20 protein-coding genes and 1 pseudogene are annotated in these 22,804 nt (G+C 65.6%); 12 read left to right on the forward strand and 9 right to left on the reverse strand.

Going from position 1 to position 22,804, the window contains the following annotated elements; all coding sequences use genetic code 11:
* From LDO41_RS29665 to LDO41_RS29675, 3 genes are read left to right on the forward strand one after another with little or no spacing between them, the layout of a single operon-like run.
* Entirely contained in the window at positions 1 to 1,362 is a 1,362-nt protein-coding gene (locus LDO41_RS29665) for an LLM class flavin-dependent oxidoreductase (RefSeq protein WP_223994785.1), read from the forward strand.
* 17 nt (positions 1,363 to 1,379) lie between these two features.
* Positions 1,380 to 1,889 (forward strand): flavin reductase, encoded by a 510-nt coding sequence (locus tag LDO41_RS29670; RefSeq protein WP_223994786.1) that lies wholly within the window; start codon positions 1,380 to 1,382, stop codon positions 1,887 to 1,889.
* Entirely contained in the window at positions 1,889 to 3,121 is a 1,233-nt protein-coding gene (locus LDO41_RS29675; RefSeq protein ID WP_223994921.1) for an MFS transporter, read from the forward strand. The genes LDO41_RS29670 and LDO41_RS29675 overlap by 1 nt, the downstream gene beginning before the upstream one ends.
* 19 nt (positions 3,122 to 3,140) lie before the next feature.
* Here LDO41_RS29675 and LDO41_RS29680 read toward each other — a convergent pair whose 3' ends face one another.
* Both LDO41_RS29680 and LDO41_RS29685 read right to left on the reverse strand, forming a co-directional pair.
* On the reverse strand, positions 3,141 to 3,992 hold the full coding sequence (locus LDO41_RS29680) for an oxidoreductase (protein WP_223994787.1): 852 nt from the start codon (positions 3,990 to 3,992) through the stop codon (positions 3,141 to 3,143).
* Between the two features lie 191 nt (positions 3,993 to 4,183).
* A complete protein-coding gene (locus LDO41_RS29685; protein ID WP_223994789.1) occupies positions 4,184 to 5,644 on the reverse strand; it encodes an MFS transporter in 1,461 nt (486 codons plus the stop codon).
* Positions 5,645 to 5,910: 266 nt separating this feature from the next.
* Between LDO41_RS29685 and LDO41_RS29690 the strand changes: the two genes are divergently transcribed.
* Both LDO41_RS29690 and LDO41_RS29695 read left to right on the forward strand, forming a co-directional pair.
* A complete protein-coding gene (locus LDO41_RS29690; protein ID WP_223994791.1) occupies positions 5,911 to 7,767 on the forward strand; it encodes a DUF4153 domain-containing protein in 1,857 nt (618 codons plus the stop codon).
* 42 nt (positions 7,768 to 7,809) lie between these two features.
* Entirely contained in the window at positions 7,810 to 8,568 is a 759-nt protein-coding gene (locus LDO41_RS29695) for an SDR family oxidoreductase (RefSeq protein WP_223994793.1), read from the forward strand.
* A 49-nt stretch (positions 8,569 to 8,617) separates the two neighbouring features.
* On the opposite strand, the pseudogene LDO41_RS29700 reads toward LDO41_RS29695, so the two are convergent.
* The 3 genes and pseudogenes from LDO41_RS29700 to LDO41_RS29710 all read right to left on the reverse strand — a co-directional run.
* Positions 8,618 to 9,370 (reverse strand): annotated as a pseudogene (locus LDO41_RS29700) (YoaK family protein); the annotation flags it as partial.
* A gap of 96 nt (positions 9,371 to 9,466) precedes the next feature.
* A complete protein-coding gene (locus LDO41_RS29705) occupies positions 9,467 to 9,988 on the reverse strand; it encodes an ankyrin repeat domain-containing protein (protein WP_223994795.1) in 522 nt (173 codons plus the stop codon).
* 58 nt (positions 9,989 to 10,046) lie between these two features.
* Positions 10,047 to 11,495, reverse strand: a complete 1,449-nt coding sequence (locus LDO41_RS29710) for a catalase (protein WP_223994797.1) — start codon at positions 11,493 to 11,495, stop codon at positions 10,047 to 10,049.
* Between the two features lie 246 nt (positions 11,496 to 11,741).
* On the opposite strand from LDO41_RS29710, the gene LDO41_RS29715 reads away from it, so the two are divergent.
* The gene (locus tag LDO41_RS29715; protein WP_223994799.1) at positions 11,742 to 12,131 is read left to right on the forward strand and encodes a hypothetical protein; all 390 of its coding nucleotides are present in this window, start codon (positions 11,742 to 11,744) and stop codon (positions 12,129 to 12,131) included.
* Here the strand turns inward: LDO41_RS29715 and LDO41_RS29720 are convergent.
* Positions 12,122 to 13,294 carry a GGDEF domain-containing protein gene (locus LDO41_RS29720; RefSeq protein WP_223994923.1) on the reverse strand — a complete coding sequence of 391 codons (1,173 nt, stop codon included), beginning with the start codon at positions 13,292 to 13,294 and terminating at the stop codon, positions 12,122 to 12,124. The two genes, LDO41_RS29715 and LDO41_RS29720, sit on opposite strands and share 10 nt — an antisense overlap.
* Positions 13,295 to 13,586: 292 nt before the next feature.
* On the opposite strand from LDO41_RS29720, the gene LDO41_RS29725 reads away from it, so the two are divergent.
* Genes LDO41_RS29725 through LDO41_RS29740 form a run of 4 tightly spaced genes read left to right on the forward strand, consistent with a single transcriptional unit; the run spans position 13,587 to position 19,472 of the window.
* A complete protein-coding gene (locus tag LDO41_RS29725) occupies positions 13,587 to 16,796 on the forward strand; it encodes a response regulator (protein ID WP_223994801.1) in 3,210 nt (1,069 codons plus the stop codon).
* A complete protein-coding gene (locus tag LDO41_RS29730) occupies positions 16,778 to 17,677 on the forward strand; it encodes a CheR family methyltransferase (protein ID WP_223994803.1) in 900 nt (299 codons plus the stop codon). The genes LDO41_RS29725 and LDO41_RS29730 overlap by 19 nt, the downstream gene beginning before the upstream one ends.
* Positions 17,678 to 17,706: 29 nt before the next feature.
* Positions 17,707 to 18,294, forward strand: a complete 588-nt coding sequence (locus LDO41_RS29735; protein WP_223994804.1) for a chemotaxis protein CheB — start codon at positions 17,707 to 17,709, stop codon at positions 18,292 to 18,294.
* Positions 18,295 to 18,314: 20 nt separating this feature from the next.
* Positions 18,315 to 19,472, forward strand: coding sequence for a hybrid sensor histidine kinase/response regulator (locus LDO41_RS29740; RefSeq protein WP_223994805.1), 1,158 nt, complete (start codon positions 18,315 to 18,317; stop codon positions 19,470 to 19,472).
* Between the two features lie 45 nt (positions 19,473 to 19,517).
* Here LDO41_RS29740 and LDO41_RS29745 read toward each other — a convergent pair whose 3' ends face one another.
* Complete coding sequence (locus tag LDO41_RS29745) at positions 19,518 to 19,796, reverse strand: DUF2188 domain-containing protein (protein ID WP_318036305.1); 279 nt, start codon at positions 19,794 to 19,796, stop codon at positions 19,518 to 19,520.
* A gap of 180 nt (positions 19,797 to 19,976) precedes the next feature.
* Here LDO41_RS29745 and LDO41_RS29750 point away from each other — a divergent pair, with 180 nt between their 5' ends.
* Both LDO41_RS29750 and LDO41_RS29755 read left to right on the forward strand, forming a co-directional pair.
* Positions 19,977 to 20,288: a hypothetical protein gene (locus LDO41_RS29750; RefSeq protein WP_223994806.1), complete on the forward strand. Its 312-nt coding sequence runs from the start codon at positions 19,977 to 19,979 to the stop codon at positions 20,286 to 20,288.
* 87 nt (positions 20,289 to 20,375) lie between these two features.
* Complete coding sequence (locus LDO41_RS29755; protein ID WP_223994807.1) at positions 20,376 to 21,077, forward strand: alpha/beta hydrolase; 702 nt, start codon at positions 20,376 to 20,378, stop codon at positions 21,075 to 21,077.
* On the opposite strand, the gene LDO41_RS29760 is transcribed toward LDO41_RS29755, so the two are convergent.
* Positions 21,074 to 21,895, reverse strand: coding sequence for a MipA/OmpV family protein (locus tag LDO41_RS29760; protein WP_223994808.1), 822 nt, complete (start codon positions 21,893 to 21,895; stop codon positions 21,074 to 21,076). The two genes, LDO41_RS29755 and LDO41_RS29760, sit on opposite strands and share 4 nt — an antisense overlap.
* Before the next feature lie 253 nt (positions 21,896 to 22,148).
* The gene (locus tag LDO41_RS29765) at positions 22,149 to 22,610 is read right to left on the reverse strand and encodes a two pore domain potassium channel family protein (protein WP_223994809.1); all 462 of its coding nucleotides are present in this window, start codon (positions 22,608 to 22,610) and stop codon (positions 22,149 to 22,151) included.
* Positions 22,611 to 22,804 lie beyond the last annotated feature (194 nt).

Consider the following 22,804-nt stretch of genomic DNA (forward strand, 5'->3'; position numbering starts at 1 on the left):
ATGCCTCGCGAGATTCGCTTCAATGCCTTCGACATGAACTGCGTCGGCCATATCCAGCAGGGACTGTGGACGCATCCGCGCGACCAGTCGACTCGCTTCGGCGAACTCCAGTACTGGACCGAGTACGCGCGCAAGCTGGAAGCGGGCCTGTTCGACGGCGTTTTCTTTGCGGACGTGCTGGGCGTGTACGACGTGTTTGGCGGCAATGCCGATGCCGCGCTGCGCGGCGGTGTGCAGGTGCCTGTGAACGATCCGACGCTGGTCATTCCCGCGATGGCCGCCGTGACGCGTCATCTGGGCTTCGGCGTGACGTGCAACCTCACCTATGAGCAGCCGTTCCTGTTCGCGCGCCGCATGTCCACGCTCGATCATCTGACCGGTGGCCGCATCGGCTGGAACATCGTGACGGGCTACCTCGACAGCGCGGCGCGCGCGATCGGCATCGACGGGCAGATGGCGCACGACGATCGCTACGATCTGGCCGACGAATACATGGAGGTGGTCTACAAGCTCTGGGAAGGCAGCTGGGACGACGGTGCGGTGCTGGCCGATCGCACGCGCGGCGTCTATGCCGATCCGGACAAGGTGCGCGTGATCCATCATCACGGCAAACAGTACAAGGTGGATGCGATGCATCTGTGCGCGCCGTCGCCGCAGCGCACGCCTGTGCTGTATCAGGCGGGGTCGTCGACGCGCGGCCGCGAGTTTGCCGCCACGCATGCCGAATGCGTGTTCGTGAACGGCCAGAAGAAGGAGGGCGTCAAGGAGATCGTCGATGACATCCGCGCGCGTGCGGTGAAGCTCGGCCGCGATGCGGACGACGTCAAGGTGTTTATGGGCGCGACGCTGATCGTCGGTCGCACCGACGACGAGGCACACGAGAAGTTCGAGGCCTATCGCCGCCATGTGAGCGACGAGGCCGCGCTCGTGCACGCGGCCGCATCGCTCGGCATCGATTTCTCGAAGTACGACCTCGATGAGCCGATCCAGACCGGCAAGAGCCAGGCGATCGTGTCCAATGTGGAGGCGATGAATCGCAGCGCGGGGCCGCAATGGACGCGGCGTAAGCTGCTCGAGCAGATGGTGCTCGGCAGCCGGCAGGCACCGTGGGTCGGTTCGGCGGATCGCCTCGCCGACATGCTGGTAGGGTGGAGCGAGGAGACCGGCGTGGATGGCTTCAATCTGTCGCGTACCGTGGTGCCGGAATGCTTCGACGAGGTGGTGGAGCTGCTGGTGCCGAGGCTGCAGGATCGCGGCGTGTACAAGACCGCGTATCGCGATGGTACCTACCGTGACAAGCTGTTCGGCCACGCGCGGCTGCCCGCCACGCACACGGCGGCGCAGCATCGCCACGTACGGTGATGACGGAGGCGACCTGCATGGACAAGACAGCCTTTCGCGATGCAATGGCCGGCCTGGGAGCGGCCGTCAATATCGTCACGACCGATGGCGATGCCGGCCTCGCGGGCTGCACCGCATCGGCGGTTTGCGCGGTGACCGACGACCCACCCACGCTGCTCGTATGCATCAATCGCGCGAGCCGCAACAACGCCGCGATGCGCGAGAACGGCCGCCTGTGCGTGAACGTGCTGGCGGCGGATCAACGTGATATCGCCACGCATTTCTCCACGCGCGACCTGTCGATCGCCGAGCGCTTTGCCTGCGCCGAGTGGGATCACCTGGCCACGGGCGCGCCAGTGTTGCATGGCGCGGTGAGCGCGCTCGATTGCGAGATCGCATCGGTCACGGAGGTCGGCACGCATACCGTGTTCTTCTGCGCGATCAAGGCCGCGCGCACGGCAAGCGATCGCGATGGGCTGATCTACTTCGCGCGTGACTTCCATCGCGTTACCGCGCCGTCCGCAACATCGTCGGTGTCGGCGGCGTGATGCACGGTGGCGTGATCGATAGCCATCCCATGCGCGGCAAGTTCGCCTCGCTGGCCATCCTGCTGATTTCGCAGGTGGCCGCCATGGGCGTGTGGTTTTCGTCGAGCTCGGTTATTGCGGTGATCAAGCACACGCACGCGATTGCCGCGTTCGATGAAGCATTGCTGACCAATGCCGTGCAACTCGGCTTCGTGATCGGGACGATCGGTTCGGCGCTGCTGTCGCTGCCCGATCGCTACGACCTGCGGCGGCTGTTCGCGGCCTCCGCGCTGATTGCCGCGCTGGCCACGGGTTTGCTGGCGTTCCTGCCGCCCACCGGTCCGATCGTGGTGCTGCTGCGCTGCGTGACGGGCATGTGCATGGCGGGCGTCTATCCGGTGGGTATGCGGCTCGCCGCCACCTGGGCACGTGGCGATCTGGGCCTGCTGATCGGCCTGCTGGTCGGCGCGCTGACGCTGGGCTCGGCCAGTCCCCATTTACTCGCGGCCACGGGTGGGCTCGAGTGGCGCACGATCTATGGCATCGCAGCCGCCTGCGCGGCGGCGTCGGCGCTTCTGATCGCCTTCGCCAGTATCGGCCCGAACATCCGCCGAGCCACCCGCATCGACGTCGCCAAGATGGCGCAGGCGTGGCGACAGCCGTCGCTGCGGCTCGCCAACCTCGGATATCTCGGACACATGTGGGAGCTATACGCGATGTGGGCGTGGCTCGCGCTATTTCTTCAGCAGACCTTTACCGCACGCGGTATTGCCGATGCGCGTCTGCAGGCGGAATGGCTGACTTTCAGCGTGATCGGCGTGGGTGCCGTAGGCGCCTGGCTCGGCGGCTGGCTGGCCGATCGCGTCGGCCGCACCGCGGTGACCATCGGCGCGATGGCCACCAGCGCGTGCTGCGCGGCCGCTATGGGGTGGCTCGCGCAGGCACCACTCGCGGTGCTCGTGATCGTCGCGCTGATCTGGGGCGTATCGGTTATCGCCGACTCAGCGCAGTTCTCGGCCAGCGTGGCGGAACTGGCCGACCCCACCTCGGTCGGCACACTGCTGACCGCCCAGACCTGCGCCGGTTTTCTGCTCACGCTGGTCAGCATCCAACTGATCCCCAGCATCGTCTCCGCACTCGGCTGGCGCGGCGGCTTCGGCATGCTGGCCATTGGCCCGGCGCTGGGTTGTGTGGCGATGTGGCGGCTGCGAAATCATCCCGATGCCGCGCGGCTGGCCGGCGGCAAACGGTAATCGCATCCGGCTTCAGGCTTCAGGCGGCGGCGTGGTCGGTCGACATCGACAGTTCACGCCACTGCGCCAGTTCGCGCTCGACAAACGAATGCTTCTGCTCGATGCGCGCGATCGCGTCGGTGCCGAGTGGCAGGCGCAGCGGCGGCGTTTCGGTATCGGCCAGTTGCAGGATCGCCTTCGAGAACTTCTGCGGGTCGCCGGGTTGCTTGTGGTTGAGATCCGCGGCCACGTCGCGCATCTTGCCCACGGTGTCGGCATAGTCGTCGATGCGTGCCACCGTCGAGACCAGCGAGTTGTCGTTGAGGAAGTCGGTGCGGAAGAAGCCGGGCTCGACCACAGTCACGTGGATGCCCAGCGGCGCCAGTTCCTGCGACATCGCCTCGGTGATGCCCTCTACCGCGAACTTGGTCGAGCCATACACGCCCCAGCCGAAGTAAGCGCCATAGCCCCCCAGCGACGAGATATTGATCACGTGGCCGCTGCGTTGGCGACGCATTTGCGGCAGCACCGCGCGCGATACGGCGAGCACGCCGAACACATTGGTCTCGAACAGCCGGCGCGCTTCCGCGAGGCTGGTTTCTTCCACCGCGCCCAGTACACCGAAGCCGGCATTGTTGACGAGTACGTCGATGCGGCCGAAGCGCGCGACGGCAGCCTCCACCGCCGCGGCGGCCTCGACTTCGTTCGTCACATCGAGCTTCACGGCGAGCAGGTTCGGATGCTCGCCAAGTACGTCGGTGACCTGCTGCGGATTGCGCGCGGTGGCTACCACGTTATCTCCACGCGCCAGCGCATCGCGCACGATCAGCGCGCCAAAGCCGCGCGAGGCACCGGTGACAAACCAGACTTTTGCGTTGTTCGATTGAGCCATGATCCAACTCCTTTGCTTTGTTCGTTGAGGGTCGGCGCCGTATTTCGGTCACCGTTGGAAGCAATGGTAGGCAGCGGCCAATCAACAAACAATGGTGGTTTGAATTGGGGTACTCACAACTATTGGTTGTGAATTGGCGCAACAAAAAAGCCCGGATTTCCCGGGCCTTTCTGGTCAGCGCTGAAGACGGATCAGAAGTCTTCCGCGTCCACGTCGTAGTTCGCCGGTTCCCAGCGAATGGCCAGCAGCGACAGCAGGCCGGCCAGCGGGGCCACGGCGATGACCCAGAACACCTTGGTGCTCAGTGCGGCGGCCATCACCGGGAACAGGAACAGCGAGACGGTGGAGCTGGCGCGCATCAGCGTCTGGTTGAGGCCCACACCCACGCCACGCAGCGAGGTCGGGTAGCTCAGCGAGGCATAGGTCATGGTGTGCGCGCCGGGACCGAAGCCCTGGCCCAGCAGGAACACCGCGAGGCAGGCGATCGCGCCCACGACTTCGCTGGCGCCATGCGGCTTGCCGATGAGCGCGAGGCCGATCAGCGCGGCCAGCTGGAATGCGTAGCCGACCGTGGTCAGCTTCCAGGCGCCGGTCTTCGGCACGAGGTGCACGCCGATCAGGCCGCCGACAAATGCGAACAGCAGGTTCAGCACGAGCGAAACCAGGATCGTGGTCAGCATCGACTGTGCCAGGAAGCTCGCGATGATTACGGGCAGGCCAAAGGCCACCGCGTTGTAGGCGAACGAGGACGCGATCGACATGATCGTGGCGAGCGCCGTGCGGCGCGCGTACACGCCCTTCAGCAGCAACGCGTAGTTGCTCCACGAGGCCGGACGCTTGGGCGCCGTGACCACCGCGTCCGGAGCCACTGCGGCATCGATGCCGTACGAGCGCTTGAGGATCGCGGCCGCGCCCTTCAGGTCGCCCTGATTGGCGGCCCATACCGGCGACTCGCTCATATAGCGGCTGCGCACGGCGATGATGATCAGTGCGGGCACCGCGCCAAAGCCGAGGATGATGCGCCAGAGCAGGCCGCCATGTCCTTCGGGCAATGCCGAGTAGCACAGCAGCACCAGCAGGTACGACACGCAGATGGCCGCATACCAGGTGGGGCACCACATCGCCACGCGCGCGGCCTTGTTGCCCTTGCCCTGCAGCTTGGAGAATTCCGCGAGGAAGGCCATCGCGACGGGCAGGTCGATGCCGACACCGAGGCCCATCACGAAGCGCGCCCCCGCCAGTACGTACTCGTTCGGGGCGAACGCGCAGGCGATGGCGGCCACCACGAAGAACAGCATGTCCGCCATGAACACGCGATAGCGGCCGATGCGGTCGGTGAAGTAGCCCCCGAGAAACGCGCCGACGATCGCGCCGAACGTGATCGCGGACGCGACCATGCCGGTGCCGGCCGGCGTCAGGTTGAATTCCTTGGCGACGTCCTTGAGGCCGAAGGCGAGTGCGCCGAGGTCATAGGCATCGAGGAACACGCCGCCCAGGGCAATGGCAACAACCATGCGGGCATTGCTGACTTTTGCACCGCCCTCATTGACCAGTCGCGCCACGTCGGCGGCGGAACGGATGGTGGCTTTGGGCGCGGAAGATGCCCCGGCATTGGCCGCGGCACCGGGAGAGAGGGCGAGATCGACTGACATATTGATGTTCTGAAGGCAAAAGCGGATGCCACGGGGTGCGTCGGGCTGCTCAAAGAACGATGCCCTGGGCCGGACTTTTCCCGTTTAGCGAAGCGCCGAATCCTACGCGGACAATGCCAATACAACAAAATGGTTTGTCGTTATATGTTTATCGCCTATGGATCGTTGACGTTTTTGCATCACACCCCGCGCCAGCCCTTGGCGGAAAGTGATCTGAATTATCATGGCGTGGCATTTCCGACGAATTTCAATAACAGGAAAGGTCCATGCACATGATGATGGCGGGGTCGGCCACCAGGGAAGCACGGCAACGGGAGAGGGCGCTGTTTATGGGTCGCGTGCTGGTGGGCGCCGGCCAGGGGATTCTGCTGTATTCGCTGTATCGCGCCGCGCAGGATCACTCCACGCTCGCGCGCGACTACGTGTTTGCGCCGATGCTGCTGGCGGCGCTGATGATTCCGCCCATGGCGATCCTCGGCTTCTCGCAATTGCGCGCGCCGCGGCTCGTATTCTGGTGCGTGCTGCTGGCCGCGGTGGTGGCGATGCTCGGGTACCACGACGCCTGGCGCCATATCGATCCGGCCGGTATCGAGCTGGCCCGGGCGCGTTATCCGTCCGCGCATGTCGCCTTTATCGCGGCAACGATCATGTTTATCGCGTATGCGATCGTGGTGGCCGCCGATACCGCGGGTACCTACGTCGCGCCGTATCCCGCGTATTTCCGCATCAGCTGGAAACTCGGCATTCAGGGCCACCTCGCGGCGCTGTTCGCGGCGGTGCTGTATCTGGTGTTGTGGATCGGTGCCGAGTTGTTCGAACTGCTGGGCCTGCGCTTTCTGGAAACGCTGTTGCGGCAGGCGTGGTTCAACATTCCCGTGCTGACCATGGCATTCGCGGCGGGGCTGCATATCACCGACGTACGCGATGAATTCGTGCGCGGCGTGCGCACGCTCGTGCTGACGCTGCTGTCATGGGTGCTGCCGCTGCTCGTGCTGCTGCTGCTCGGCTTTCTTCTGACGCTCGCGTTCAAGGGGCTGGCGCCGCTGTGGGCGACGCGTTCGGCCGCTTCGCTGCTGCTCGGTGCGGCCGCGCTGCTCGTGGTGTTGATCAATGCGGTCTACAAGAGCGGCCTCGCCGAAGGCCCGGTGCCGCGTCTGCTGCGGTCGGCCACGTCGCTAGCCTGCCTGATTCTGGTGCCGCTGGTCATCATCGCCGGCTACGCGCTGCTGCTGCGCATCCAGCAGTACGGCCTGACCGAACGCCGGGTGCTGACCGCCGCCGCGTTGCTGCTGGCGGCCTGTTATGCGGTGGGCTATGCGTGGGCCGCGCTCGAGCGCAATGCGGGGCTGTTGCGCATCGCATCCACCAACGTACTGACTGCATGCCTGACGGTCGTGGTGCTGGTGGCGTTGTACACGCCGGTGGCGGACCCCGCGCGGCTGTCCGTCAATAGTCAGGTGGCGCGCCTGCACGCCGGCCGCATCGCGCCGGACAAGTTCGACTTCCACTATCTGAAGACCAACGCCGGCCGCTATGGCCGCGAGGCGCTGGCGCAGCTGGTGTCGCAACCCGTCACGCAGACCGACGGGCCGAACGCGGCCGCGATCCGCCTGCATGCGGCCAACGCCAGCCGCCCGCCGGCATCGACCGAGTTGCCCGACGCGGCCGCGATTGCGAGCCTGATCGACCAGCGTACGCCCGAGCGGCCTGTGCCGCCGTCGTTCTTCAGCAACGCGTGGGGCGACGCGGCCGCGCGGCAATGGCTGCCCGGTTGCCTGATGGCACGGACGAAGCGGTGCGATGCCTTCGTCGTCGACTTCCTTCCCGGCGCGGGCGGCAATGTCGTGCTGATGGAGACCAATCGTCAGGATGCGCAGGTGTTCGCGCAGGACGCCGACGGGGTCTGGCGCCGTGCCGCGCGCTTCCATGTGCGGCCCGAATGCGCGGATGCGGTGCGCGAGAGCATGACGAAGGGCACATACGCGCAGGTGCCGCCGCCATTGCCGCAGATCGATATGGGCGATCAGTTCGTGCGGCTGCTGCCGGCGGAGACCGGGCCGGCGCCGTGCCGCGCGAGCGCACCGCCACCGTCGGCCAAACCAGCGTCCGAAGTGGGCGGATAATCGACGCTCGTTATTTCTACCATCGCAACAGGAGACATCAGCATGACGCAGGCAGGAAAGGTGGCACTGGTCACGGGCGCGGCTCGTGGGATCGGCAAGGCAACGGCGCTGGCGCTGCTTGAGGCGGGTTACCGCGTGGTGCTGGCGGGACGGACCGCGGAAACGGTCGAGGCCGTCGCGGCGCAGGCGCGTGCGGATGGCCACGACGCGCTGGCCGTGCAGTGTGACGTTGCCGACGAGGCGTCGGTGGATCGCTTGTTCGCAAAGATCCGCGAGACCTACGGGCGGCTGGATCTGCTGTTCAACAACGCGGGCGTCAACGCCCCCGGCATCCCGATCGATGAACTGACGGTGGCGCAGTGGAAGGCCGTGGTCGATACGAACCTGACGGGCTCGTTCCTGTGCGCGCGTGCCGCGTTCGCGCTGATGAAGTCGCAGGACCCGCGCGGTGGCCGCATCATCAACAATGGCTCGATCTCGGCGCATGCGCCGCGGCCCAATACGGCGCCTTACACCTCAACCAAGCATGCCATCACGGGTTTGACCAAGGCGTTGTCGCTCGACGGCCGCGCCCACGACATCGCGTGCGGGCAGATCGATATCGGCAATGCTGGCACCGACCTTGCCTCGCGCATGGCGCGCGGCGTGCCACAGGCCAATGGCGAGATTCGTCCGGAACCGCTGATGGATGTGGCGCACGTGGCCAACGCGGTGGTACATATGGCCAGCCTGCCGCTGGAGACCAACGTGCAGTTCATGACCGTGATGGCCACCAAGATGCCGTTCGTCGGCCGCGGCTGAGGGCCAACGACGCTTCGCTCGGCCCTCCTATCAAGCGTCAGTGGGACGGATCCTGCCGACGGTCGTGGAGGCGGTCGAGCAGGTCGTCGCAGACCGGTACCGCCGCCAGCAGAAACACCAGCATGGCGAGCGGTACCGTGGCGACGAAGCCGACGTGCTTGAAGCCCAGCGCGCCGAGCACGCCGCCAAGGAAGAACATCGCCAGCAGCGCGCCGAGCAGGCGCAGGCGTGCGCGATTGGCCATCACCTTCTCGCCGTTGGCGTCGAGGTTCCAGTAGAACAGCTTGCCGAGTTCGATACCGAGGTCCGTCACGATGCCCGTGACGTGCGTGGTGCGGATTTCCGCGCGCGAGACCTTGGTCACCAGCGCGTTCTGCAGACCCATGATGAAGCAGAGCACGGCCACGGTGGCGGGCACGAACATCCAGCTATGGCCGACGAACGCGTGGCCAAGCAGGCCGAAACAGAGCAGCAGCAGGGACTCGAGCATCAGCGGGGCCGCGAATTCGCTGCGCAGTCGCTGGCGGCGCGCCCAGTTGACGAGCACGGCACAGACCGATGCGCCGACCAGGAAACACACCACCGCGCCGATACCGGCCGAGACCGCGACAATCTCCCCGACCGCCAGTTCATCCGCGATATGCGAGACGATGCCCGTCATATGCGACGTGTATTGCTGGACCGCTAAAAAGCCGCCCGCATTGGTCGCGCCGGCCACGAACGCCAGCAGCAGGCCCAGGTGCTGGTTGGCACTGGGCGAGCGCTCGCGCGCGGAGATACCGCGCAGGTAATGAATCGGCATGGCAGGATCGGCTCGACAACGCCAGATGTCGGCGGGACGATCAACGATGGCACTTCTACGAAGTTGTGTAAAGGGGCGCGAGCCCCTTCCGCAGCGTCAGTGCAACGGTCCCAGCTGGGCGCCGGTCTTGCCCGCCCCCATGAACGCGGCAGCGTCCGCCGCCGTCAGGCCGCGGCTGTCGCGGGCGTCGGGGTTGGCGCCGTGGGCGATCAGCAACTCGACGATCTCGGTGCGGTTGAACATTGCCGCGGTCATCAGCGCGGTGCGGCCGTCGGGCGAGGCGCCCTCGACGTCGGCGCCATGCGCCAGCAGCAGTTCGACGATCTCGCGGAAGCCCTTGAAGGCAGCGCCTGCCAGCGGCGTCTGTCCCGCTTCGTTGCGCGTATCCGGGCTCGCGCCATGTTCGAGCAGCGCGCGCACGGCGTCGACGTGCCCATAGTAGCTGGCCAGCATGACCAGGCTGTCGCCCTTCTCGTTACGCAGGTTGGGCGGCAGGCCGCGCTCGATCAGCGCCGCGAGGCTCTGGCCGTCCCCACTGCGCGCGAGCGCGAACACTTCGCGCATCGCCTCGAGCATGCGCTCTTCGTCGTCGCCCGACGATTGCGGTGCATCACTCATGATCGGTATCCTGAAAGTTGCCCCTCTCCCGGAGGGAGAGGGGAGCAAGACCTCTGCTTTACTTCTTGGCGTCGAAAGCCTCGATCGCCGCGGCCACACCTGCACCGTAGGCCGGATCAGCCTGCGTGCAGTGCTTGATATGCAGGTCCTTGATCGGACGCGACACACCGGCCATGGCGCGCGCGGTGTTCTCGAACAGGCGTTGTTGCGCGTCCGGCGGCATCAGGCGGAACAGGTCACCAGGCTGCGAGAAGTAGTCGTCGTCCTCGCGGTGGTTCCAGTGGTCGGCGGCGCCTTCCAGCGTCAACGGCGGCTCGCGGAAGTCGGGCTGCTCCTGCCATTCGCCACGTGTGTTCGGCTCGTAGCCGATGCGGCCACCAAAGTTGCCGTCCACGCGCATCACGCCGTCGCGATGGTAGAAGTTCACGTTCTTCGCGCCGCGCGGCGCATTGACCGGAATCTGGAAGTGATTGACCGTCAGGCGATAACGCGCGGCATCCCCATACGAGAACAGCCGGCCCTGCAGCATCTTGTCCGGCGAGAAGCCGATGCCCGGCACGATGGTCGACGGCGCGAACGCGGCTTGCTCGACGTCGGCGAAGAAGTTTTCCGGGTTGCGGTTCAGCTCCATCACGCCGACTTCAATCAGCGGATAGTCCTTGTGCGGCCACACCTTGGTCAGATCGAACGGATTGATGCGGTACTTGCCGGCTTCATTCTCGGGCATCACCTGCACGAACAGCTTCCACTGCGGAAACTCGCGGCGCTCGATGGCCTCGTACAGATCGCGTTGATTCGACTCGCGATCGCGGCCAACCACTTCGGCGGCTTGCGCGTCGGTCAGGTTCTCGATGCCCTGCTGCGAGACGAAGTGGAACTTCACCCAGACGCGCTCGTTCTGCGCGCTGATAAAGCTGTACGTGTGGCTGCCGAAGCCATGCATATGGCGGAACGAACGCGGAATGCCACGATCGCCCATCACGTACGTCACCTGGTGGAACGACTCGGGAGACTGCGTCCACCAATCCCAGTTGCTCTCGGCGCTACGCATGCCGGTGCGCGGATCGCGCTTGACCACGTGGTTCAGGTCCGGGAACTTGAGCGGGTCCTTGATAAAGAACACCGGCGTGTTGTTGCCGACCAGATCCCAGTTGCCTTCCTCGGTGTAGAACTTGACCGCGAAGCCGCGGATATCGCGTTCCGCGTCGGCCGCGCCGCGCTCACCGGCCACGCTCGAGAAGCGCGCGAACATTTCGGTCTTCTTGCCAACCTCGGAGAAGATCTTCGCGCGCGTGTAGCGAGTGATGTCGTGCGTCACGGTGAACGTGCCGAACGCACCGGCGCCCTTGGCATGCATGCGGCGCTCGGGAATCACCTCGCGGTCGAAGTGGGCCATTTTCTCGAGGAACCAGACGTCCTGCAGCAGCGCCGGGCCACGCGGGCCGGCGGTCTGGATATTCTGGTTATCGGGTACGGGTGCGCCGAAGGCGGTGGTCAATTTGCTCATGACGGATTTCCTTGATGCGGGCCGGCATGCCATCGGTGAGTCATGCCTTGTCGTTGTGAAACGCCGCGAGGGTTGCTCGCGGCGGGTTCCGGGACCCCTGCGTTCCCGGTAGAGTTCGACTGAACTATGGCAGACGGTTGCCGGCAAGTCATATCGAATTGTTCAATTGTTTCGATAGCTGCTCATGTCGTCTTTCAGCCAAGCCGTAAATCCCTGTTAAGGTTTCGAATTCGCACGGTGATATCCATGGAACCCATTTCATTCGAGTTTGTGAGCGTCGCGGAGGCCAAGCGGATTCTCGATGGCCCGGTGCCGAAGCGCGCGGGGGCCGACTGGACCGAGATCCGCGATCCGAACACGATGGTGCCGCAGAAGCTGTCCCCGGTCGCGCTGCGCTGGCTGCGCGATCTGCCGTCCGCCGCCCGCCCGCTCGAGCTATTCCACGGCTACCCGCGCATCGCGAACCAGCTCGCGGTGCTGGCGGAGAACGAGGCGGCGTTGCTGGCCTATCTGGCGGACCTGCTGATCGACCGGCGTGGCGATCGGCAGGGTTTTCCGGGCAATATCGCGCAGGAACTGTCGCGGCTGAATGCCCATCTGATGGGCCTGCTGCCGCCGGAGGAAGCTCAGTTGTAACCTGCCGCGGCCTCGTGTTCCGGCGCGGCGAACTCATAACGACCCTTGCCCTGCGCCTTGGCCATGTAGAGCGCGCGGTCGGCCATATTGAGGATGGCATCGGCGTTCTGGCCCTCGGGCCGCACGTGGGCGATGCCGATACTGACGCCAAGCCGCACCTGCAGGCCGCCCGACAGCTCGTAGCTCGCGCCGATCTCGCGCAGTAGCTGCTGCGCCAGCGCCTGCACGCTTTCACGACTTTCGTTACGCAGCATGATCACGAACTCGTCGCCGCCGATCCGGTAGACCTGGCCGCGACCGGGCACGGCGTCGCGCAGGCGCGCGCCGACGCGCACCAGCAGCTCGTCCCCACAACCGTGGCCGTAGGAATCGTTGACCGGCTTGAAACCGTCAAGATCGAGGTAGAGCAGTGTCAGATAACGGCCAGCAGCCATGCGCGCATTGCTGGCTTCGCGAATCTCGGAAATCAGGCTCGCGCGATTGAGCAGACCCGTGAGCGAGTCATGGCGCGCGCGATGCGCGTTCTCGCGCTCCGAGCGCATGGTCGCCACCACCATCGTGTTCATGCGGAACGATGCGCTCGACATGCTGGCCACATAGAGCGGCAACTGCAATAACGTCAGCAGGAACAGCGGCTCGCCGACGACGAGCGCGCCCACGCAGGTCGGACCCAGGCTAAGCAGGATCATGAGCGTGGTCATGCGCGGCGCGCCGTAGTTGCGGAAGCAGATGCCGCCGCACATCGCGGCCGCCGACAGGCACGCCATCGCCGCGGACAGCCAGTCTCCACGCGTGACACACAAGTAGGTACCGACCCCGACGCTCGCGGCCCAGGCCAGCGCCAGCGCGATATGCAGATCCGTGGGTGTGGGCTGCCGCGCAATACCGGCGCGCCGCGCGATGGACATCACCACGATGCGCGCGAGGCAGATGGTGGTCTCGAGCGCGAGCCAGCCATAGAACGGCGCCGTGCGCATATGCAACGTGATGACTAGCGCCACGAGCACGGTGTTGAGCATACCGCCGTAGAAGATCGACAACGTGCCGAACAGGCTGCCGACCAACGCCTCCCGAATTTCGGGCGTGACATCCTTGCCCGGATCCGCAATCCAGCGAATAGGGCGCCAGCGCGGGGAGGAATACACCCGGGGCGACAGGAACATGGGCGAGTACGGTTGCGTCATCTGCCGGCATTTTGCCAGACCAGATGGAAAATTCCGCGCGCCCGAAGGGGGGTATCGGGCGGTTCGTAGCCGTGCGCGGGACCCTCGTCGCGGGCCATCACACCGGTGTCGTGCCGCCCCTGGCCGCCTTCCACATGTCGGCGGCACACCGACAGCCATGCGCGGACACGCACGGTAGGATGGAGCGCCTTGCGCCCCCGCACGCGCGCCCGCCATCCGCTCGTGGCAAACGGCCCGGTGCGGCATGCCTGCCCACTTCCGTTGATCGCCCATGATCGGTTTGCGACAGACCTCGTTTCAACGTTTCCTGATTGGCACGATTGTCGTGCCCGTCGCGCTTGCGGTCGTCTTCGTCGCGGACGCATTGACGCCGCTGGGTGTCACCGCATGGCTGTTCTACCTCGTGCCGGTTTGTCTGGCACTGTTTGCCGACAGCCAGCGCCTGCCGCTGCTGACCGCCGCGAGTGCATCGATCCTGCTGGTGGTGGGCTTCTTCCTGTCGCCGCCGGGCGCGAGCCCCACGCTGGCCATCCTGAATCGAAGCTTCGGCTTCGTGGTGATCTGGTTCCTTGCGGTGGCTGTGTACCGCTATACGGTTTCGCGACTTGCGGTGCAGCGCAGCGTATGGCTGCATCAGTCGCAAGTGCGCATTCATCAGGCCGTACGCAACCCGCAGTCCGCCGGCAATGTCGGCGACGCGCTGGTACGCGCGCTGGCGCAGACGCTCGGCGCGCATGTCGGTGTGGTGTATCAATGCGACGGTGGCCAGTTGCGGCGGCTCGCGGGGTGGGCTTTGCCGCAGGCAGGGGCGAGCGCCTCCCCCGAGATGTTGGCACCGGGCCAGACCATCGCGGGTCAGGTCGCGATCGAGGGCCGGGTCATCGCGCTGGGCGGGCTGCCCGCCGATTACCTGCCGGTGTCGTCGGCGCTGGGCCGCACCGCCGCTGGCGAGGTCATCGCCGCGCCGTTGACCGCGGAGGGAGAGACCGTCGGGGTGGTCGAACTCGGATTCGTTTCGGCACAGCGCGAGACCGCCGATATGATCGAGCTGTGCGAGCGCATCGGCGAGCCGATTGGCATGCTGCTGCGCGCGGCACTCTACCGCCACCGGCTCGAACAGTTGTTGTCCGACACGCAACGCCAGAGCGAGGAACTGCAGGTTCAGCAGGAGGAACTGCGTGTCTCCAACGAAGAGCTCGAGGAACGCGGTCGCGCGTTGATGGAATCGCAGGCACGGCTCGAGTCGCAACAGGCCGAGCTCGAGCAGACCAACGTCCAGCTCGAGGAGCACGCGCAGCGGCTGGAAGCGCAAAAGCGCGAGATGCTCACGTTCCAGACCGAACTGGCCGCCAACGCGCGCGTGCTCGAACGCTCGAACCAGTACAAGAGCGAGTTCCTCGCCAATATGTCGCACGAGTTGCGCACGCCGCTCAACAGCGCGCTGATCCTCGCCAAGCTGCTGCAGGAGAACAAGCCGGGCACGCTCAACGAAGAGCAGGTGCGCTACGCGGCGACGATCCATGCCGCCAATACGGATCTGCTGAACCTGATCAACGACATTCTCGACCTGTCGAAGATCGAGGCCGGACACCTGACCGTGGAACCGGAGCAGCTGGACCTCGACACCTTCGCGCGCACGCTCGAACAGATGTTCCACCCGGTGGCCGCACAGAAGCATCTGGCGATGCGAGTGGAGTCGATGCCGGGCGCGCCCGCCACGATCGTTACCGATGGCCAGCGGCTGCAGCAGGTGCTCAAGAACCTGTTGTCCAATGCGTTCAAATTCACGGAGCAGGGCGGCGTGACGTTGGTGATGGCGGCGCACGGCGACGATGCGGTGCGCTTCGAGGTGCGTGACACCGGCATCGGCATTGCGCGCGAGAAGCAGCAGGTCATCTTCGAGGCGTTCCAGCAGGCGGATGGCACCACCAGCCGGCGCTTCGGCGGCACGGGTCTTGGCTTGTCGATCTCGCGTGAACTCGCGCGGCTGCTCGGCGGCGCGATCTCGGTGGCGAGCGAGCCCGGGCAGGGCAGCGTGTTCTCGTTGACGGTACCGCGCGTGCTGGGCACGGACGGCGCCCCGCGCGCGGGGCTGGCCAATGCCGCCGCGCCGCCGCATGCGGCAACGGCTGCGGAATCTGCCGCGGCGATCGCACTGGCATCGTCGTTACCCAGGACGACAGCGCATCAGACCTCGGCAAGTACTTCCATCAATGGCACGGCGGTCGGCGCCACAGTTGGCGCCACACCCTGGCCCGCTCCGATCGCCGACGACCGCGCGCGACGCTCGCGCGGCCAGCGGCTGATCCTCGTGGTCGAAGACGACCTTGCATTCGCCGGCATCCTGTACACGCTCGCGCATGAACTCGACTTCGACTGCATCCACGCCACCACATCGAGCGCGGGCCTTGAACTCGCGCGCGAGCATCAGCCGTGCGGCATCCTGCTCGACGTGGCGCTGCCGGACCAATCCGGCCTGACGCTGCTCGATTGGCTCAAGCACGACCCGGTCACGCGCCATATCCCCACGCACCTGATTTCCGTGAGCGATCATGCGGAGGCAGCGCTGCACCGTGGCGCGATCGGCTACACGTTCAAGCCGAGCGGCCGCGACCAGCTGGCCGATGCGATTCGCGGGCTCGAGGCGCGCATGGTGCAGGGCATGCGGCGCGTGCTCGTGGTGGAGGACGACGCGGTACTGCGCGAAAGCATCGGCGCGCTGCTGCGCTCGCTCGACGTGGAGATCGTGACCGCGGACAGCATCGCCGAGGCTACCGCGGCGCTGGCCGCGCGGCGCTTCGATTGCGTGGTCATGGACATGGCGCTGCCCGATGGCACCGGCCACGATCTGCTGGCGCGCATGGCCGCCGATGCCGGCGACGGCGGTCAGCCGATGCCGCCGGTGATCGTCTACACGGGCCGGCAGTTGTCGGCCGAGGACGAGCAGCGGCTGCGGCGGCATTCCAAGTCGATCATCATCAAGGGCGCGCGGTCGCCGGAACGCCTGCTCGACGAGGTGACGCTGTTCCTGCATAGTGTCGAGTCGGCGCTGCCGGCCGAACAGCAGCGTATGCTGCGCGACGCGCGCAGCCGCGACGATGCGTTCGATGGGCGCAAGGTGCTGCTCGCCGAGGACGACGCGCGCAATATCTTCGCGTTGTCGCGCGTGCTGGAGCCGCTCGGCGCCACCGTGGAAATCGCGCGCAGCGGCCGCGAGGCGCTCGACAAGCTCGAGCGGCAGAGCGACATCGACCTCGTGCTGATGGACATCATGATGCCGGAGATGGACGGCATTACCGCGATGCGGGCGATCCGCGCCATGCCGCAATATGGGCGGCTGCCGATCATCGCGCTGACCGCCAAGGCCATGCCGTCCGATCGCGAAGCCTGCCTGCGCGCGGGCGCCAACGACTACATCGCCAAGCCCATCGACGTCGACAAACTACTTTCCCTGTGCCGCGTATGGCTACACGCAAGCTGAAACCCCCGACCGTGCTCCCCGCAGACGTTGACAGCAATGCTCAAGCCGACGGCGAGATTCGCCTGCCCGACGCCACCTTCGAGATCGAGCTGGACCTGCTGCTGGAAGCGATCTTCCGCAAGTACCAGCACGACTTCCGCAGCTATGCGCGCGCCTCGCTGCGTCGGCGACTGCGCCAGGCGGCGCAGGACTTCGGACTGGAGACGCTGTCGCAATTGCAGGACCGTATGCTGCGCGATAGCGCGGTATTCGCGCGGCTGCTGCAGTATCTGACGGTGCAGGTCAGCGAGATGTTTCGCGACCCGAGCTACTTCCGTGCGATTCGCGAGCACGTGGTGCCCGTGCTGCAGACCTATCCGTCGGTCAATGTCTGGGTAGCCGGCTGCAGCAGCGGCGAGGAACTGTGGTCGCTGGCGATCCTGTTCGAGGAGGAGGGGCTGGCCGAGCGCACGGTGTTCTACGCGACCGATATCAATCCGGAAGCGCTCGTGGCCGCGCGCGCGGGCGTGTATGATGCGGGCCGCCTGCGCGTGTTCGGCGAGAACTACCTCGCGGCCGGCGGGCGTCGTTCGTTGTCCGATTACTACCATGCCGCGTATGGCAAGGCCAAATTCAGCGCGAACCTGATTCGCCAGTCGGTATTCGCGGACCATAGTCTCGCCACCGACAGCGTGTTTCAGGAAGCGCAGCTGATCTCGTGCCGGAACGTATTGATCTATTTCGATCGCGCACTGCAGGATCGCGCGTTCGGCCTGTTCCACGACGCATTGGCGCGGCGCGGCTTCCTCGGGCTCGGCAGCAAGGAGAGCCTCCATTTCAGTGGCCACGCGCACGACTTCGAAACGGTCGACGCGCGCGAGCGGCTGTACCGCAAGCTCTGAGGCCGCCCATGCGTCCGCGACAACCTTCAGTGAGCGCCATCGTGATCGGTGCCTCGGCGGGCGGCATCGAGGCGCTGGGCGCGCTGCTGCCGCAATTGCCGGCGGACTTCGCGCCGCCGGTGATCGTGGTCGTGCATCTGCGGCCCGATACGCCGAGCCTGCTGCCGGAGGTATTTGCCGAACGCTGCGCGCTGCCGGTGCGCGAGGCGGAGGACAAGCTGCCCGTGCTGCCGCGACATATCTACACCGCGCCATCGGACTACCATCTGCTGGTCGAGCGCGAGAGCGCTATCGGTGGTAGTGACGATGGTGCGTATTTCTCGCTGTCGGTCGAACCGCCGGTGCGCTATTCCCGGCCCTCGATCGATGTGCTGTTCGAATCCGCCGCGGTGGCGTGGCGCGAGCGCGTGCTGGGCATTCTGCTGTCCGGCGCCAACGACGATGGTGCGCGTGGTCTGAGTGCGATTCGCGCGGGCGGGGGCGAGACCTGGGTGCAGTCCCCCGCGAGCGCGGCGGTGGCGACCATGCCCGAACACGCGATCGCGCGCGGCGCCGCCGATCGTATCCTGTCGCTGGCCGAGATCGGCGAGATGCTGCGCCGGGTTTATTGCGAATGACGTTGCGAATGACGATCCCCATGTCCACACCCATCAAGATCCTTGCAGTCGACGACATCGCCAGCAATCTGACGGCGCTCGATGCCGTGCTGGCCAAGCCCGATGTCGAGATCGTTCATGCCAGCTCCGGCGCGCAGGCGCTGGAACTGCTGCTCGAGCACGAGTTCGGTCTGGCCATTCTCGACGTACACATGCCCGAGATGGACGGCTTCGAGTTGGCCGATCTGATGCGCGGCAGCAAGCGCACGAGCCAGATTCCGATCCTGTTCCTGACCGCCGCGGGCGAGGACAGCCAGCGTGCGTTTCGCGGTTATGCGAGCGGCGCCGTGGACTTTCTGTTCAAGCCGATCGATGCGCGCGTGCTCGCGGCCAAGGTCGATGTGTTCGTGCAGCTGGCGCGTAACAAGCAGCAGATGGCGGAGCAGCTCAAGACGGCCGAGCAACTGCTCAAGACCAACGAGATGCTGATGGCCGTGCTTGCGCATGACCTGCGCACGCCGCTGTCGGCGATCATCGCCTCTGCCTCGTTTCTCGGACGCTTTGGCGGCGAAGAGAAGCTGCGGCCGGCGACCGACCGTATCCAGCGCAGCAGCGAGCGCATGGCACGCATGGTCGATCAGTTGTTGCATGTGGCGCGTCTGCATGGCGGGCGCGTTCACATCAATCCGTTGAAGGAAGACGTGCATGCGATCTGCGCTGCCATCGTGGATGAGTACGAGGTGGCGTACGGCAAGGGCCGCATCGCCATCGCTTCACACGGCAACACCATGGCACAGGTCGATCCGGATCTGATGGCGCAGGTCATGACCAACCTGATCGGCAATGCGCTGCATCACGGCGATGCGCAGACACCGATCGCGGTCCATGTGGACGGTGAGCAGACGGCGCGGGTCGTCATCACGGTGCGCAACGGTGGCGCGATCGAACCCGCGGTGCTGCCGCATATCTTCGAAGCGTTTCGATCGGGATCGTCGGCGGCTCAGGGCGGTGGCGGATATGGTGGCGCGTCGGGCGGCAGCGCGGTTGCCGTCAACGGCATGTCGCAGGGTCTCGGGCTCGGCCTCTACATCACGCGCGAACTTGTGACGCTGCATGGCGGCACCGTGGATGCGAAGTCGGGGGAGGGGGAAACGGTGTTCGAGGTGACGCTGCCGCGCGAATCTCCGAACGGAGACTGAGCGGACGGCAGCGGGGGGAGTGATGCGGTGCCGCGGGCGCGCGAGTCAGACGACCGTGGCGTAGCTGCTCGCGCGGACCTTGCCATCGCTGCCGTGTACCAGCAGTTCGACCTTGGTCAGCCGCGCGCGGCGTTTGCCGGCGGCAATGGCTTCGGCGAGTGTGGCGTGATGCGACTCCGCATAACGCGCGCCTTCGTGAATCACATCCCAGCCGGAACCGTACGGCATGACATGAAGCGTGGCTTCCATGGTGATCTCCTTCAGTCTGATGGCATTGATCTTGCGCGCTGCGGCATCGGCGGGATGTCCGGCGCTGTCTGACACGCGCGTCGGATATCCGCGACGCAAGCGGCATGCCAGTTGCGGCCCGATGTGATGCCGAGCGCGGCGAAATAACAGCGGGGGCCTCATGTAACCGCTCTCCACACCCCGCATTGCGCACATGGTTATGCGATTTTCCCGCGCGCTCCTATGCTCAAGGAAAACCGTGCACAGGAGACAACCATGCAAGCGAGGTTCGCACGCGGCATCGCCCAGATGCCCTTGACGGTGGCGGCCCGGGAAGTACAGCAGGCTGAGGCGGCCGTCATGCCCGAGGTCGGCGATCTGGTGACCGTCTGCAGTCGTGACCAGGAAACCAGATTCAGTATCCGCCTGATCGGCGTCGCCGGCCCGGACCTTTGGTACGGCAAGATCCACGAGATCAATCGCGGTGTCGAGATGCTCGTGGTGGCGGAAGGGCTCGAACTCGATGACGTGGTCAGCGTGCGTCGCGCCGAGATCGCGTCGGTGATTCCCGCGGAGCGTCCGCACTGACCATCGGTTGGCGTTGCCGCGAAGGGCACGCTACGGGTATGCTGCGTTGCACATTGAACGCCACATCGATCCCGTAATCAGCCGCCCATGGTAACGCCGACGTCTTCCTCTTTCTCGCCTTCCGCTCCCTCATCGTTCGCACCCACCCGCCGGGAATCGTTCCCGGGACCGGCGGGCGCGCTCGAGGTACTGATCGACACGCCGATGGATACGCCCACCGGCATTGCCGTGGTCGCCCATCCGCATCCGAGCCAGGGCGGTACCGCCGAGCACAAGATTCCGCAGGTGCTCGCGCGCGTATTGCAGGCGCATGGCTTTGTCGTGGCGCGGCCGAACTATCGCGGCGTCGGTGCGAGCGAGGGCGACTATGATGGCGGCCCGGGCGAAGCGCAGGACGTGCTGGCAGTGGTGCGCCAGTTGCGCGCGCAGTATCCGGATCTGACGCTCGCGCTCGCCGGCTTCTCGTTTGGCGCCTACGTGCTGACGCTGGGCGTGGAGGAGCTCAAGGCAGCGGGCGAGGTCATCGCCCATCTGATCCTCTCCGGCATGCCGCATGGCCAGCTATCGGAGACGCTCGCGTATGAAACGCCGGCGGTGGCGGAGGTCGCGCCGGGCGCGTTGGTGGTGCACGGCGAACGCGACGAGCGCGTGCCGCTCGTGAACGTATTCGAGTGGGCCCGCCCGCAGGAACTGCCGGTGGTGGTGATCCCGGGCGCCGGGCACTTCTTTACCGGCAAGCTGCCGGCGTTGCGCACGGTGGTGGAGGGCTATCTGCGCCGGCCGCTCTAGAACTGGTAGTTCACGGAGATATCTCCGGTCAGGTTGGTGGAGCGCTGCACGACGGGGCTATTGCGCGCGCCGCCGACCAGTTGCGACACACCGAAATCGGCGGTCGCGAACCAGTGCTTGCTGAACATCCAGATTCCTGACACGCCGCCGCCGTAGGACTTGATGCCGCCGCTCGGGTGGTATTCGGCATACTTCGAACGCGCCGACTGCTGGGCGTTCACGCCGAACCACGTCTGCATATAGCGCGAGTCCACAAACGTCACGGTCGGCCCGAGGAACCAGAAGAACCTCTCCGAACTGCCGGGCATCGGCATATAGGCGCCGAGGTCGCCGATCCAGCCGTCGGAGCCGCCGAGCTGGCGCCGGATATTGGCGCGGATGACCAGCGGAAACTCTTTCGACACCACGTACTCGGCAAAGATCTTCGACTCGGGCACGATGCCGATGTTACCCATCCCGGCCAGATGGTCGTGGTCCTTCTTCTCGCGCCGGCCCATGTCGTAGGTAATCGCCAGACCCATGCGGATGCGGTCGGTGTGGATTGCATTGAAGCCGATACCTTCGCCGGTGGAAGCAAACGCGAGGTCCTTGTAGCGGACGTCGATGCTGGGTCCGCCGAGGATGTAGTAATCGTTCGCGCCCTCATAGCGGGGACGCACCGTCATGGCCGCGCCGACGCGGACTTCCCAGGTGGGGAGATCGGTGGTGTAGAGCTTGCGCAGCGGGACACCGACGGAATACGCCCATTCCGGCAGCGGTGAGGGAGTCTGCGCCCGCGCCTGCGATGCGCCCAGACAGGCGAAGAGGGTCAGCAGCATGCAGAGCCATGCGCGTATTGGCGCGGAATTTTTCTTGTAGGTGGTCGGCACGATTCCCTCCGGGTTTGAGCAGACAGCGCCGTGGATGACGGCAACTTATCTTTTCATCGAACGCCCCGCCGTCGCAACTTCCTCGAATCTCACATCTTTGTAGGAGGGACGCCGATTTCGCGGGCCCCGCTGAATGCCTACCATCTGCTTCGCTAAGCTTCGTTAACCTTGCCGTGGTGTCTCTTTCTTCCTGGGCCTGTCGTCAGGCGCTGTCGTCGAGGTCGTCCGCGCGCCAGTCGAGCCGCATCTGCAGGAACGTGAACGACGTTGACCAACCGATCAACATCAGACCAACCACCGGCTGCACCGCTGCCACGAGCCGCAACGGGCCGACCGGAAAGATGTCGCCGATACTCTGCGTGGTGAACGTTTCAAGCGAGAAGTAGATGAACGCGGCAGTACCGTGGTCGGGCATGCCCTTGAGGGAGCCGATCATGAACACGTTGGTGCCGAGCCAGTAGCCGAAGCCGAACACCATCGCTTCGACGCAATGCGCCGCGATGATCAGCACGATCATCGCGCCGATATTGACCTTGCTGCTCCAGCGGCGAGGATGCAGGGACGAGATCAGCCGCAGGGCCTCGTAGTGCAGCGCGACGGCGATCACGGTGAGCACCACGGTCATGGCGATGGCAATCAGGTAGGAACCCGTGGTGTCGTGCATGGCAGGCAGGTGCGGGAGGACTCGGGGACACTATACGCCCGTGTCGCCACACGCTGGTCGAGCATTTGTACCGGTTGCGTTACCGCGCGCACGCGTCGATGGTGGTGTGCAACTGGCGATGTACCTCAGAAACCAGGTCCTTTCGGGCACGGAGGGTGCGATGGACATTGTGCGGGCGTGGGTCGGGAGGCAGC

The sequence above is a fragment of the Cupriavidus pampae genome (genome assembly GCF_914271485.1).
Lineage (GTDB): Bacteria > Pseudomonadota > Gammaproteobacteria > Burkholderiales > Burkholderiaceae > Cupriavidus > Cupriavidus pampae.

Excerpts from the sequence above, each read along its gene's own strand:
- LDO41_RS29665 (WP_223994785.1), top strand. The coding sequence starts at position 1 with ATGCCTCGCGAGATTCGCTTCAATGCCTTCGACATGAACTGCGTCGGC.
- LDO41_RS29670 (WP_223994786.1), top strand. The coding sequence starts at position 1,380 with ATGGACAAGACAGCCTTTCGCGATGCAATGGCCGGCCTGGGAGCGGCC.
- LDO41_RS29675 (WP_223994921.1), top strand. The coding sequence starts at position 1,889 with ATGCACGGTGGCGTGATCGATAGCCATCCCATGCGCGGCAAGTTCGCC.
- LDO41_RS29680 (WP_223994787.1), bottom strand. The coding sequence starts at position 3,992 with ATGGCTCAATCGAACAACGCAAAAGTCTGGTTTGTCACCGGTGCCTCG.
- LDO41_RS29685 (WP_223994789.1), bottom strand. The coding sequence starts at position 5,644 with ATGTCAGTCGATCTCGCCCTCTCTCCCGGTGCCGCGGCCAATGCCGGG.
- LDO41_RS29690 (WP_223994791.1), top strand. The coding sequence starts at position 5,911 with ATGCACATGATGATGGCGGGGTCGGCCACCAGGGAAGCACGGCAACGG.
- LDO41_RS29695 (WP_223994793.1), top strand. The coding sequence starts at position 7,810 with ATGACGCAGGCAGGAAAGGTGGCACTGGTCACGGGCGCGGCTCGTGGG.
- LDO41_RS29705 (WP_223994795.1), bottom strand. The coding sequence starts at position 9,988 with ATGAGTGATGCACCGCAATCGTCGGGCGACGACGAAGAGCGCATGCTC.
- LDO41_RS29710 (WP_223994797.1), bottom strand. The coding sequence starts at position 11,495 with ATGAGCAAATTGACCACCGCCTTCGGCGCACCCGTACCCGATAACCAG.
- LDO41_RS29715 (WP_223994799.1), top strand. The coding sequence starts at position 11,742 with ATGGAACCCATTTCATTCGAGTTTGTGAGCGTCGCGGAGGCCAAGCGG.
- LDO41_RS29720 (WP_223994923.1), bottom strand. The coding sequence starts at position 13,294 with ATGTTCCTGTCGCCCCGGGTGTATTCCTCCCCGCGCTGGCGCCCTATT.
- LDO41_RS29725 (WP_223994801.1), top strand. The coding sequence starts at position 13,587 with ATGATCGGTTTGCGACAGACCTCGTTTCAACGTTTCCTGATTGGCACG.
- LDO41_RS29730 (WP_223994803.1), top strand. The coding sequence starts at position 16,778 with ATGGCTACACGCAAGCTGAAACCCCCGACCGTGCTCCCCGCAGACGTT.
- LDO41_RS29740 (WP_223994805.1), top strand. The coding sequence starts at position 18,315 with ATGTCCACACCCATCAAGATCCTTGCAGTCGACGACATCGCCAGCAAT.
- LDO41_RS29750 (WP_223994806.1), top strand. The coding sequence starts at position 19,977 with ATGCAAGCGAGGTTCGCACGCGGCATCGCCCAGATGCCCTTGACGGTG.
- LDO41_RS29755 (WP_223994807.1), top strand. The coding sequence starts at position 20,376 with ATGGTAACGCCGACGTCTTCCTCTTTCTCGCCTTCCGCTCCCTCATCG.
- LDO41_RS29760 (WP_223994808.1), bottom strand. The coding sequence starts at position 21,895 with ATGCTGCTGACCCTCTTCGCCTGTCTGGGCGCATCGCAGGCGCGGGCG.
- LDO41_RS29765 (WP_223994809.1), bottom strand. The coding sequence starts at position 22,610 with ATGCACGACACCACGGGTTCCTACCTGATTGCCATCGCCATGACCGTG.